Genomic DNA, 12,026 nt, shown 5'->3' with positions numbered 1-12,026 from the left:
GACTACTTGAGGTCGCTTGCCTTGTGGTAGCCGGAGTCGATGACGACCTTCTGGTAGTTGGACTTGTCGACGCTCACCGGCTTCAGCAGGTACGCGGGCACGACCTTGGCGCCGTTGTCGTAGGTCTTGGTGTCGTTGAGCTCCGGCTTCTTGTCGTTCAGCGCCGCGTCGACCATGTTCGTGGCCACCTTGGCGAGTTCGCGGGTGTCCTTGAAGACGGTCTGGGTCTGCTGGCCCGCCTCGATCGACTTCAGGGAGGCGACCTCGGCGTCCTGGCCGGTGACGACCGGCAGTGGCTTGCTCTTGGAGCCGTAGTCGTCGGACTTCAGCGCGGAGAGGATGCCGATGGAGATGCCGTCGTAGGGGGAGAGGACGGCGTCGAGGCGCTCGCTCTTGTAGGCCGAGGTCAGGATGTCGTCCATGCGCTTCTGGGCGGTGCCGCCGTCCCAGCGCAGGGTGGTGACCTGGTTGAGCTTGGTCTGGCCAGAGCGGACGACGAGCTGCTTCTTGTCGATGTAGGGCTGGAGGACCTTCATCGCGCCGCCGAAGAAGTAGCGGGTGTTGTTGTCGTCGTTGGAGCCGGCGAACAGCTCGATGTTGAAGGGGCCCTTCTTGGAACCGTCCTTGAGGCCCAGCTTCTCGACGATGTAGTTGCCCTGGAGCTCGCCGACCTTCTCGTTGTCGAAGGAGGCGTAGTAGTCGACGTTCTGCGAGCCGAGGATCAGACGGTCGTAGGAGATGACCGGGATGTTGGCGTCCTTGGCCTGCTGAAGCACGTTGTTCATCGACTTGTTGTCGATGGCGGCGATGATCAGCGCCTTGACGCCCTGCGTGATCAGGTTCTCGACCTGGGAGACCTGCTGGTCCGGGTCGTCCTCGCCGTAGACCAGCTTGGGCGTGTAGCCCTTGGCCTCCAGGTTCTTCTTGACGTAGTCGCCGTCCAGGATCCAGCGCTCGGAGGACTTGGTCGGCATCGCGATGCCGATGGTGCCTCCCTTGGCGTCTCCTTCGCTCTCCTTGCTGCCGCCCTCGCTGCTCTGGCCGCAGGCGGACAGGGTCAGGGCGAGGGACGCGGCTCCGGCTATGGCGGCGAGAGCGGCTCTGCGGTTACGCATATTGATCATCCTTGATCTGTGTGCAGGGCTCGGTCCGGTAGGCGCGAAGTCGCTCCGGGTGGTCGTGCCGGAAAGACCGAGAAGAGATGTGTCGGATTGTGGTCGGCTGTGTCGTCTTTTGTGAAGCCGAGTTTCCGGAACGTTATGCCGAGATTTCGAACCGTTGCAGATCGCCCGGCAGTCGTGAGCCGAGCGGCGCCATGTCGCCGTCCGCCCCGTGACGGGCCAGGAGGTCCAGGGCGAGCCGGCCGCGGCGCACGCGTTCCTTGGCGGTGGCCAGGGTCAGCTCCCGCATGTGGTGCCCGTAGGGGTAGATCCCGGGCGCCTTCGACAGGCCGAACTTCAGGTACAACGGGGCGCCGCGCCGGATGAGTTCGGCGACTTCGTACATCCGGACGTAACCGCCGAGGTCGTCAGGAGCCTCGATGTACATGTCCATCGGAGCGCCCGACACCCGGCGGATCTCGGTGAGGTGATCGAGCGTCAGGTCACTGGGCACATTGACCGAGTCGGCGCCGAGACGCTCGTAGACCGCGTACGCCGCCGGGTTGACCGGCCCGATGAGCGCGCTCACCTTGAGGGTCGTGTCGGCAGGGATGATGCCGGCCGCGCGCGCCCGGTGCAGGGTCCACAGCACACCCTCGTCGGCGACGAGCAGGCACTTGACGCCCAACTCCGTGGCCCGGACGGCGTCTTCGACGCATCCGGCGACGGCGTCGTGGCCGCGGGCTCTGAGGCCCGCGCCGCGCGAGTCGGTCCGGGTCGAGCCGCCGATGTCCCAGGTGCCGCGCGGGCCGGTGAACAGGCAGAGCTCGATGTCGCGTTCGGCCGTGGACTCGACCATCTCGGTGATCTCGGCGTCGGTCAGCATCCAGACACCGCTGCCCTGGCTGATCCGGTGGATCGGCACGTCCAGCCGCGAGGCCTCCTTCAGGACCACCGCCAGCGCCTCGGGACCCTCGCAGGAGGGGATCTCGGTGCGCCAGCGGCCGCCGCCGGGGAAGGAGTGCGGCGAGGCGTCGGCGGGGTCGAGGGCGGGCGCCTTCAGGCCGAGGTCGGCGAGCGCCTGCTCACCGGGCCTGCGGGCTGCCGTGGCGGGAGCGTCGGTCACAGGAAAGTCCTTCGGTTCGATATTTCGGACGAGGTTCGCGGCTCTGGGTATGGCAAGGCTGGGGTGTACGCCGGTACGGGAGCCGTCAGGTTGCCCCCGTACCGGCGTACGTCTACGGGCGGAGCAACACCTTGCCCACCTTCGGATCACCGGCTCCCACCAGCTCGATGGCCTGCGAGAACTCGGTGAGCGGCAGCTCGTGCGTCACCAGCGGCAGCGGATCGAGCAGACCGGCGGCGAACACCCGCACCGTGTGCGCCCAGGCGTCCGGCGGAGCACCGAAGACGGTGTGCACCTCCAGCTGCTTCACGACGAGATCGGTCGGGTCGAGGCCGTCGGCACCCTGCGCCGGGATACCGGTCAGGACCAGCCGGCCGCCCCGCCTGAGCAGGGCGGCGGAGATCCGGCCGGCGTCCGCCGACCCGGCCGTCTCGATCACCACGTCGATGTCGTCCGGGAGTTCCTGGTCCTTCGTCCGGAAGTCCGTCGCGCCGTACTGCCGCGACAGTGCCTCCCGGTCCCGGCGGGTCCCGACCACCAGCAGCTCCGCCGGCGAGTTCGCCTTGAGGAACTGCACGGCGAACATGCCGAGCGTGCCGGTGCCGACCACGGCGACCCGCTCACCGGGCCGCGCGTTCGCCTTCAGCGCGGCGGCCGCGATACAGGCGGCGGGCTCCAGTAGGGCCGCGGCGGTCAGGTCGCAGTCGTCCGGAAGGGCGTGCAGGAGACGGGCCGGGAGCGTCAGCGTGGCCGCCATCGCGCCCGGCTGGGTGAACCCGGTCTCCTCGTAACCGGCCGAGCACAGCGTCGTGTCGCCCGCGTGGCAGCGATCGCAGACCTGGCAGTTGCGGAAGCCCTCACCGACGACCTTGCGGCCGACGAGGGACTCCGGGACACCCGCGCCCACGGCCTCGACCGTCCCGGACCACTCGTGTCCCGGGGTGAGCGGATAGCGCACATAGCCCTCGGGGCGGTTGCCCTGGTAGACCTCGCGGTCGCTGCCGCAGATGCCTGAGGCGTGGACACGGACCAGCGCCTCGCCGGCGTCGGGCCGCCGGGGCTCGTGCGGAACGAGCCGGTGCTCGCCCGGGGCGTCGATCACTACCGCGGTGCTCACGTCGCTCCTTGGGTTTTCGAAGCTTTCGGGGGCCGGGAGGTCACTGCGTGCCCTTCGGCTTGCGCTGCTCCCAGCCCTCCGCCCAGAGGTCGAATCGGGCCTGCTGCTGCGGGAACTCGGCAGCGGCGTCCACGTCCAGCTCGACACCCAGTCCGGGGGCGTCGGAGAGGTGGAAGCAGCCGTCCTCCGGGTTCACCTGCGGGGCGCCCTTGACGACCTTCTTGATCTCCGCGTCCGCGAAGTCGTTGAAGTGCTCCAGGATCTTGAAGTTCGGGGAGGTGAAGCCGACCTGGAGCGAGGCGGCGGTCAGCACCGGGCCGCCGACGTTGTGCGGGGCCACCAGCATGTAGTGCGTCTCCGCCGTCGCCGCGAGCTTCCTGGTCTCCCAGATTCCACCGATATGGCCGACGTCCGGCTGGATGATGTCGACGGCCTGGCTCTCGAACAGCTCCCGGAACTCGATCCGGTCGTGGATGCGCTCACCGGTGGCGACCGGCATGTCGACCTTGGCCGCGACCTTCTCCAGGGCCTTGAGGTTCTCCGGCGGGACCGGCTCCTCCAGCCACGCCGGGTTGAACGGCGCCAGCTCCCTGGCCAGGCGTACGGCCGTGGCGGGGGAGAAGCGGCCGTGCATCTCCAGCATCAGCTCCGCCTCGGGGCCGATGGCGTCCCGGACCGCCTCGATGAGGGAGACCGCGTACATGGTCCCCTGGTGGTCCAGCTCGAAGTGGCCCGTGCCGAACGGGTCGATCTTGAGCGCCCGGTAGCCGCGCTCCATCACGCCCTGGGCGGCCTTGTGGTACGCCTCGGGAGTCCGCTCCGTGGTGTACCAGCCGTTGGCGTACGCCTTGACCTTGTCGGTGACCTTGCCGCCCAGCAGCTGCCAGACGGGGACCCCGAGGGCCTTGCCCTTGATGTCCCAGCAGGCCATCTCGATCACGGCGATACCGGACATCACGATCTCGCCCGCACGGCCGTAGTCGCCGTACTTCATGCGCTTGACGAGGTCCTCGACAGCGAAGGGGTCGGAGCCGAGAATGTGATTGGCCTCGGCCTCCCTCAGATAACCGAGAAGGGCGTCGGTGTGTCCCAGCATCCGGGTCTCGCCGACTCCGGTGATCCCCTCGTCGGTGTGCACCTGGACGTAGGTCAGGTTGCGCCAAGGCGTCCCGACCACGTGTGTGCTGATTCCGGTGATGCGCACGGCGGTTTTCCCTCGCAGCTTCGTCGGCTCAGTTCCGTCAGTCATTCAGTTCATTCAGCCAGTTCGACGTGTTCGATATTTCGGCACACGTTCGAAATGCTGGCGTGACAGTAAGGATGCGGCGGTCGGGGTGTCAATGGGTCGCGCGCATAACGGTTTCGACAGTTTCGAAACCATGGGTGAGGCGTGTCCGTACAGAACCTTCACAGCTGGATCTAGGAACGTTACCGGCGCGGAACTTAACCTTCCCGCGTCATGGACTACTGCGACCCGTGCCGACGGCACCTCAACGGCGCGCTGGCCTGCCCGGGGTGTGGCACCTCGGCGGATGCGCTGCGCCGGCGTGAGCGAGAGTACGACGCCGTGTCCGAGGGGGACGAGGGCGTTCGCGGCGACGATGAACGCGGCGACGATGAACGCGACGACCATCAAGACGACCATGAAGAGGCCGATGAGCCGGTGGGACGTGCCGCTCGTCGGCGTGGACGCGGGCGTGGGCACGGGCCGGTCGCTGATGGTCCGGGCGGTGGGTCGAGCCGGCGCGACCGTAAGGCCGCGGCGCATCGCCGCCGGCGGCGCCGGGCCCTGTTCGTCGCGGCGGGGTTCGTGCTGGCGGCGGGTGGGCTGAGCCTCGCCGAACTGGGCATGGACGCACCGAAGTCGACGTCGAAGCCGGCGGAGGCCGAGGGGGAGTCGGCGGAGGCGGGCGAGACGGTCCGCCCTGCGGGCGACAAGGCCGGGGTCGAGGGAGCGTCGAGGTCCCCTTCCCCAGAGGCGTCTGACTCCCCGTCGGCTTCGAAGTCCCCGAAGGACGAGAAGTCCAAGGACGACGAGCCGACCCGGACTCCCACGGCCGAACCGTCCTCGAGCCGCCCGCCCGCGGCCCCCACAGCCGCCCCTCCGCCCCCGGCCCCGACCCGGACTGCGGCCCCGACGACCCCGGCCCCGACGCCGGAACCCTCCCCGACGAAGACGTGCAACCGCTTCCTGTGGTGGTGCGCTTGACATGCTCCTCGCCCTGAAGGGCGAGCATTCTGGCCTTCTCGACTGTTGCTGTGCCGCTAGGCGGCACGGGTTCGGCCGGGATTCCGTGGCTTCCTGTTTCTTCGCGCTGCGCCAGAACGGGTTCTGGTCTTCATCACCCTGACTCCCTCAACTCACGCCGCCACCAGAGCGTCCGGCCCGCCGCAACGACGCCGCCACGCTCCGCGCCGCGACCACCAGATTCGCTTCCCCGGCCTGAAGGCCGGAGCACTGCGAATGCAACCCGGCGGCGCTCGTTCCTCTGGCATCACCCGCGTGATGCAGGAGTCACAGCGCTTCTACCGCCAGGAACTCGGAGTGACCTTCAAGCTGAACGACCCTGCGGTGGAGGTGGTCTTGGGCAACCATGGGCGGTCCTGGTACGAGAACACGCTGTCCTGAGCCGCCGGTCCTCGACGAGGGAACCGTCCCGCCTCCGGCTCGGACCGTTCCGGCGGCATCACACGCCCGGGGTCCGCTGTGACAGCGCCGACCCCGAGCGTCCGGCGCTACGCCCCGCCGACCCCCGGGCCTCACCCCAGCATCCCCCTGAGCGCATCACGCAACGCCACCCTCTCCCCCTCGGACAGCCCGGCCAGCGGCTCCCGAGCAAACCGCAGGGACTCCCGCAGGCTCCGAGCCACCCGCCGCCCCTCCGGCGTCGCCGCCGCCACCTTCACCCTCCGGTCCGCGGGATCCGGCTGCCGTTCCACCAGCCCCCGCGCCTCCAGCCGGTCCACGATCCCCGTGACGTTGGACGGCTCGCACTTCAGCCGCTGGGCGAGCCTCCGCATGGGCAGCGGCTCGAGGCACAACAGGCTCAGCAGCCGCGCCTGCGCCCCGGTGAGGGAGTGTTCCGCCGCCGCCTCCTCGTAATCCTCATGGAACCGGGCCACGACCTCCCCGATGAGCTCGACGACCTCGAGGGTCAGCGCGTCGGGGCGGGAGTCCGGGGGCGGTGTGGTGGAAACCATGACATCGAGGGTACCCGGTTATTTGACAACATGAAATTTTCAGGAGCATGGTTGTTTCAGTTACTGAAACATCCGCGAGCCAGTGAGGACAGGCGCATCATGACCGACACCACCCTCCCCGCCGTCAGCCGCGAGTGGCACCTGGCGAGCCGTCCCGTCGGCTGGCCGAAGCCCGAGGACTTCGCCTTCGTCGAGGCGGAGGTCCCGCAGCCGGGCGAGGGGCAGGTCCTCGTGCGGAACAAGTACCTCTCCGTGGACCCGTACATGCGTGGCCGCATGAGTGACGCGAAGTCCTACGTGGCCCCGTTCGAGCTGGGCAAGGTCATGCAGGGTGGCGCCGTCGGCGAGGTCGTGGCCTCCAATGTCGACGGGCTGGCCGTCGGGGACCACGTACTGCACTTCCTCGGATGGCGTGAGTACGCCGTCGTGGCCGCGAAGAACGCCGTCAAGGTGGACCCGGACGCCGCGCCGCTGTCGACGTACCTCGGTGTGCTGGGTATGACCGGCCTCACGGCCTACGCGGGGCTGCTGCGCACCGCCGCCTTCAAGGAGGGCGACACCGTCTTCGTGTCCGGTGCCGCCGGCGCCGTGGGCGGCCAGGTCGGCCAGATCGCCAAGCTGAAGGGTGCCTCCCGGGTCATCGGCTCCGCCGGGTCCGACGAGAAGGTGAAGCTGCTCGTGGACGAGTACGGCTTCGACGCGGCCTTCAACTACAAGGACGGGCCGGTGAGCGAGCAGCTGCGTGCCGCCGCCCCGGACGGGATCGACGTCTACTTCGACAACGTCGGCGGTGACCACCTGGAGGCGGCCATCGGCTCCCTCAATCAGGGCGGCCGGATCGCCGTCTGCGGCATGATCTCCGTCTACAACAACACCGAGCCCGCCCCGGGCCCGAGGAACCTCGCCCGCCTGATCGCGACCCGCGGCCGCATCGAGGGCTTCCTGGTCGGGGACCACTACGACCTGCAGCCCCAGTTCGTCCAGGAGGTCGCCCCCTGGGTCGCCTCCGGTGAGCTGAAGTACCGCGAGACCGTCGTCGAGGGCATCGAGAACAACCTCGAGGCGTTCCTGGGCGTGCTGCGCGGTGACAACACCGGGAAGATGATCGTCAAGCTCTGACGCCTTCTGTTGGTTTTCGGTATGCGGTAAGTTTTTTCCGAATCCGCTCGGCCCGGGCGCGAGCCGCGGCGGACGACCGAAGGAACACAACCGCATGCCGATCCAGCAGTCCGACGTCCTCTACACCGCCGTCGCCACCGCCGAGAACGGGCGCGACGGGCGCGTGGCCACCGATGACGGCCGGCTCGACGTCGTCGTCAATCCGCCGCAGGCCATGGGAGGCAGCGGCGCCGGCACCAACCCCGAGCAGCTCTTCGCCGCCGGGTACAGCGCCTGCTTCCAGGGAGCCCTCGGCGTCGTCGCCCGGGAGACGGGCGCCGACCTCACCGGGTCGACCGTCACCGCCAAGGTCGGCCTCGGGAAGAACGGGGACGGGTTCGGGATCATCGTCGAGATCTCGGCCGATCTGCCGAAGGTGGAGCGCGGTGCCGCACGGGCGCTCGTGGAGAAGGCGCACGAGGTGTGCCCGTACTCGAAGGCGACCCGCGGGAACATCACCGTGACGCTGGTCTGACCGCGGTCGTTGCGTAGGCGGAGGCCGCACCCTTGGACGTGGGGTGCGGCCTCCGCCGGTGCCCGGGGTCAGCGGGCGAGCGCAGCCCTGTGGATCGCCCGCGCCAGGCGGTCGTTCTCCGGGGCCGCCCCGCCCGGGAAGGCGAACCGGCGGCGGGTGTAGCCATAGGCGAGGCCGCTCCACGGGTCCGCGAAGGCCTGGGAGCCGCTCGCACCGCTGTGCCCGATCGTCCCGGCACCGAGGAACGGGTGCCACGTGTCAGCCGTCGTCTGGAAGCCGAGGCCGAACGACTTGTGTGCACGTGCCACCAGGTCGTAGCCGACCGAGTGGAACTGGCCGAACTCCGCCACCGTGTCCGGCTTCAGCAGCGGCGCCTGCTCGCCCACCCCGCTGATCGCCGCCGCGTACATCCCGGCCAGACCCCGCGCGGACGCCACTCCGCCCACGGACGCCGGTCCCTTGGCGCGGATCAGCGGCATGTTGGGCAGCGAGGCCAGATCGGTCGGTTCGCTCGCGTGACCGTTGAAGGCGATCGAGGCGAGCGTGTGCGGGCCGGTCGGGGTGGCGTCGAGGAGGGCCTGCTGTTCCGGGGCCGGGGCCATCGGCTGGGTGGTGCGGAAGCGGGGTTCCTGAGGGGCGGGCAGGCCGAGGTGGAAGTCCAGGCCGTACGGGGTCCGGACACGCTCCTGGTAGACCTCCTGGAGCGTGCGGCCCGTGGCGCGGCGTACGACCTCGCCGGTCAGGGCCCCACTGACCAGCGCGTGATAGCCGAACGCCGTGCCGGGGCGCCAGAACGGCCGCTGGTCGGCTAGGCGTTCGGCGAGCTGGCGGTCGTCGGCCAGCTCCGCCAGGCTGAAGCCGGTGTCCGTGCCGACCACCCCCGCCCGGTGCGCGAGCAGGTCCCGCAGGGTCAGCTCGCCCTTGCCCTCGGCCGCGAACTCCGGCCAGTAGTAGGTCACTCTGCGGTCCAGTTCGAGCGTGCCGTCCTGGACGAGGAGAGCCACGACCAGGCAGGCGGCACCCTTCGTGGACGAGAAAACGCCGTAGAGGGCGTCCGCCTCGGTCCCCGCCCACAGGTCCACGACCTTCCGGCCCCGCACGTAGGCGCACAGCTGGCCCTCGTAGTCGGGCCGTTCCCCGGCCACGAACGCGGCGAACTCCTCGCGCACCCCGTCGAAGCCGTCGGCTACGGTGCCGTGGATCTCTTGCGTCATCCGTTCTCCTCATCTGAACCGCTGTGTGCCACTGTGAACAATGCCCTCGCCACCTGCGGGAATTCCCCTTTCGGGTGGTCCCGGAAGAGGGGTTCGGTGCCGAACAGGACCGTCCTGCCGCCGCTGACCACCGAGGCCTGTCCCGCTGCCGCCGCAGGGCCGCCGGTGCCGTCCCGGAGCGGGCGCCAGTGCCCGGAGACGAGCGGGTTCCCGGTCGCGTACGACTGCTCCTCGCGCACACCCGGGCCGAGGTCGGTGAACCAGAGCGGGGCGTAGACGAAGGCGTGCGCGGGCGCGTCGTGCGTGAGGCGGCCCGAGTTCACGGCGCGTACGACGCCGTTGGCGTCCGGGTTGCCCTCGACCGGCTTGACGGCCAGCAGGTCCGCCGCCGCGTTCAGGGCCGCTCCCGTCGCGCCCCGGCCGACGAGGCCGTGACCGTCGAGGAAGGCGTCCAGGGCCTTGCGGGCGGGGGCGGTGAGGGACGCGTGGTCCAGGCCGGCGGAGACGAACAGCACGTCCGTGCCGGACCAGTCGAAGCCCGCGTTCAGCACGGCCGACGAGACCGGAGTGACGTCGAAGCCCATCTCCCGCAGGGCGAACAGCTCACCCGGGGTGACGGCGGCGGCGACGCGCAGGCGGTGCAGGGGCGTGTCGCCCTTGAGCCGCGTGGCGGTGAACGAGACGTCGTGCGTGCGGGCCGCGACGATCGCCTCGCGGCGTGCCGACGCCGGGACGATCACGCTGCCGTCCGCTGCCTGCCGGACCCGGACCCCCTGCCCGAGGAGGGAGTTGAGGGCGGCGATCTCGCGCGGGTCGGTCAGGCGCAGACGGAGGGTGCCGTGCGCGGGCACGTGGGCGACGGGTGCGGCCCCGGTGACCGGGCGCAGGGGCGCGCCGCGCAGGCTGCCCGAGGCCACCCGCTCGACCGTGGCTCCCCACAGCCGGCCCAGGCTCCAGCCGGAGATGTCGTACATCACCGACACCTTGTCGCTGATGTCCCGGCCGTCGGCCAGCAGGACGTTCGCCATGCCGCGCTTGGGCTGGCGCAGGTCCACGACGTACGAGCCCTTGGGGTACGTCCGGCCCGCGAGGCGGAACGGGCGGCCGGCGCGGGTGACGCGGACGTCGTTGGCGAGGAGGTGGTCGACCAGGCGGGCCGCGGCCGGGGCCGAGCGCTGGGAGCGGGAGCCGCCGGGCGGGATGACGTAGGCGCGCGGGAAGTCTGTCGTGTAGACGTCCTCCGGGCCGATGCCGGGGACGCCGGGGACCGTCTTCGCTGAGACCGGCACCTGCGGGGCGCCGGCCGAGCCGCGGCGGAAGGTCTCGATCTGGTCGGCGACGAGGGTGGTGCGGTGCTCGCGGACGTGGTTCAGGGTCGCGCGGACGGCCGCGCCCGCCACGGCCGTGTTGATCGCCGAGCGGCGGCGCAGCTCCCGGACGGGGAGGGTGTCGTACTCCTCGTTGTTCACCGCCAGCGGGATCTCCACCGTGTGGGCGGCCACCGTGCCGTGGAAGGCCGCGTACTGCGGGGTGAAGATCGGCGGCCAGTCGTCCCAGCCCTCCTCCTGGTCGCGGAAGGGGATCTGCGCCGGCTCCACGCCGTCCTTCGCGGGCGTGCAGCCGAGGGCGTTCACGGCGGACTCCATGCCGAGGGCGTTGGCGTAGGAGTTCTTCAGGAAGAGGTCGTACTCGTAGTTCTCCCCGTGCGGGGGCGTGGTGGGCTCGATGAGCGTGCCGTTGACGTAGCCGTGCAGGTCGAGCAGGACGGCCGGCTGCTTGTCCAGCTCGATCTGGCGCATCACGCGGCTCTCGGGCTGGGAGGCCGTCACGAAGTCGCGGTTCAGGTCGAAGCCGTTGGCGTTGGCGCGGGTGCCGGCGATACGGCCGTCCGGGTTGGCCGTGATGTTGAAGTACAGGCGGCTGTGCGCGAGGAGATCCCTGGTCGCCGCGTCCTTGGCCGTCGCGAGCCGCTCGATGACCTTCAGGGAGGCGTCCGTGCCCTCCCACTCGTTGCCGTGGATGTTGCTGTTGACGAAGACCGGGGCTTTGTACGCCCGCTTGATCTCGCGGGACTTGGCGGCGGACGCGGGCGCGTTCTCGATCAGTTCGCGCATCCGCTCCTGGGCGCGGGCCTGGCGGGTGGTCTCCGGGGCGGTGACGGTGACCAGGTAGAGGCGGTGGCCGCCGGCCGAGCGGCCGGTCACCTCCACACTGACGCGGTCGCCCAGGCGTTGCAGGGCGTTCAGCTTCGGGGCGATCGCGTGGTACGGGGTGAGACCCAGCTTCAGGGACTTGTCGCCGGGGTTCTCCGGGTCGGGGGAGAGGACCTGGCGGCGGGGGTAGCCGCGGCCGGTGGTCGTCGGGCCGGTGGATGTCTCGGCGGTCAGGGCGCGTCTGGCGGCGCTCGCGGGTGACCGGGCCGCGCTCCCGTCGACGGCCGGGCCCTCCCGGGTGACGGGCTTCGGGTCCGCGCCGGCGGTGTGGGGGGTGAGCAGGGGTAAGCCCGCCGTCGCGAGACTGAGGGTGACGATCAGTACAGGTCTCGCAGGAACGGTTCTCGTGGTGCGCACGCGTACCTCCTCCGGGGCTTCCTGAGATCGGTACGGCGAGGTGTACCGGTTCGACTCAACGGCAA

The 12,026-nt window shown here is 70.1% G+C and carries 11 protein-coding genes; 4 read left to right on the top strand and 7 right to left on the bottom strand.

The annotated features are described in order from the left end of the window. Positions 1-2 precede the first annotated feature (2 nt). The 4 genes from chvE to AC07DF_RS23835 form a co-directional block, all read right to left on the bottom strand. Positions 3-1,115, bottom strand: coding sequence for a multiple monosaccharide ABC transporter substrate-binding protein (chvE, locus tag AC07DF_RS23850; protein ID WP_478974804.1), 1,113 nt, complete (start codon positions 1,113-1,115; stop codon positions 3-5). Between the two features lie 142 nt (positions 1,116-1,257). Continuing rightward, complete coding sequence (locus tag AC07DF_RS23845; protein ID WP_399019735.1) at positions 1,258-2,226, bottom strand: hypothetical protein; 969 nt, start codon at positions 2,224-2,226, stop codon at positions 1,258-1,260. A gap of 112 nt (positions 2,227-2,338) precedes the next feature. Continuing rightward, positions 2,339-3,343, bottom strand: coding sequence for a zinc-dependent alcohol dehydrogenase (locus tag AC07DF_RS23840; RefSeq protein ID WP_478974800.1), 1,005 nt, complete (start codon positions 3,341-3,343; stop codon positions 2,339-2,341). A gap of 40 nt (positions 3,344-3,383) precedes the next feature. Beyond that, positions 3,384-4,547, bottom strand: a complete 1,164-nt coding sequence (locus AC07DF_RS23835) for a mandelate racemase/muconate lactonizing enzyme family protein (protein WP_478974797.1) — start codon at positions 4,545-4,547, stop codon at positions 3,384-3,386. 255 nt (positions 4,548-4,802) lie between these two features. On the opposite strand from AC07DF_RS23835, the gene AC07DF_RS23830 reads away from it, so the two are divergent. Beyond that, the gene (locus AC07DF_RS23830) at positions 4,803-5,552 is read left to right on the top strand and encodes an SCO2400 family protein (RefSeq protein ID WP_478974794.1); all 750 of its coding nucleotides are present in this window, start codon (positions 4,803-4,805) and stop codon (positions 5,550-5,552) included. A 297-nt stretch (positions 5,553-5,849) separates the two neighbouring features. Continuing rightward, positions 5,850-5,972 (top strand): hypothetical protein, encoded by a 123-nt coding sequence (locus AC07DF_RS23825; protein WP_478974791.1) that lies wholly within the window; start codon positions 5,850-5,852, stop codon positions 5,970-5,972. A gap of 131 nt (positions 5,973-6,103) precedes the next feature. Here AC07DF_RS23825 and AC07DF_RS23820 read toward each other — a convergent pair whose 3' ends face one another. Next, positions 6,104-6,544 (bottom strand): MarR family winged helix-turn-helix transcriptional regulator, encoded by a 441-nt coding sequence (locus AC07DF_RS23820; RefSeq protein ID WP_478974788.1) that lies wholly within the window; start codon positions 6,542-6,544, stop codon positions 6,104-6,106. Between the two features lie 99 nt (positions 6,545-6,643). Here AC07DF_RS23820 and AC07DF_RS23815 point away from each other — a divergent pair, with 99 nt between their 5' ends. Both AC07DF_RS23815 and AC07DF_RS23810 read left to right on the top strand, forming a co-directional pair. Then, a complete protein-coding gene (locus AC07DF_RS23815) occupies positions 6,644-7,663 on the top strand; it encodes an NADP-dependent oxidoreductase (protein ID WP_478974785.1) in 1,020 nt (339 codons plus the stop codon). Between the two features lie 94 nt (positions 7,664-7,757). Then, positions 7,758-8,177, top strand: coding sequence for an organic hydroperoxide resistance protein (locus AC07DF_RS23810; protein WP_478974782.1), 420 nt, complete (start codon positions 7,758-7,760; stop codon positions 8,175-8,177). A gap of 68 nt (positions 8,178-8,245) precedes the next feature. On the opposite strand, the gene AC07DF_RS23805 is transcribed toward AC07DF_RS23810, so the two are convergent. Together AC07DF_RS23805 and AC07DF_RS23800 are read right to left on the bottom strand one after the other, a co-directional pair. After that, complete coding sequence (locus tag AC07DF_RS23805) at positions 8,246-9,391, bottom strand: serine hydrolase domain-containing protein (protein WP_478974779.1); 1,146 nt, start codon at positions 9,389-9,391, stop codon at positions 8,246-8,248. Next, on the bottom strand, positions 9,388-11,961 hold the full coding sequence (locus AC07DF_RS23800) for a M14 family zinc carboxypeptidase (RefSeq protein ID WP_478974776.1): 2,574 nt from the start codon (positions 11,959-11,961) through the stop codon (positions 9,388-9,390). Before AC07DF_RS23800 ends, AC07DF_RS23805 begins: the two co-directional genes overlap by 4 nt. Positions 11,962-12,026 lie beyond the last annotated feature (65 nt).

This window comes from Streptomyces sp. NPDC044719, from assembly GCF_056433405.1.
Note: the sequence above shows the minus strand (reverse complement) of the source record. Positions and strands in the feature narration are given on the sequence as shown.

Coding starts and splice junctions, on each gene's coding strand:
- AC07DF_RS23830 (WP_478974794.1), top strand. CDS start 4,803: ATGGACTACTGCGACCCGTGCCGACGGCACCTCAACGGCGCGCTGGCC.
- AC07DF_RS23805 (WP_478974779.1), bottom strand. CDS start 9,391: ATGACGCAAGAGATCCACGGCACCGTAGCCGACGGCTTCGACGGGGTG.
- AC07DF_RS23820 (WP_478974788.1), bottom strand. CDS start 6,544: ATGGTTTCCACCACACCGCCCCCGGACTCCCGCCCCGACGCGCTGACC.
- AC07DF_RS23825 (WP_478974791.1), top strand. CDS start 5,850: ATGCAGGAGTCACAGCGCTTCTACCGCCAGGAACTCGGAGTGACCTTC.
- chvE (WP_478974804.1), bottom strand. CDS start 1,115: ATGCGTAACCGCAGAGCCGCTCTCGCCGCCATAGCCGGAGCCGCGTCC.
- AC07DF_RS23810 (WP_478974782.1), top strand. CDS start 7,758: ATGCCGATCCAGCAGTCCGACGTCCTCTACACCGCCGTCGCCACCGCC.
- AC07DF_RS23815 (WP_478974785.1), top strand. CDS start 6,644: ATGACCGACACCACCCTCCCCGCCGTCAGCCGCGAGTGGCACCTGGCG.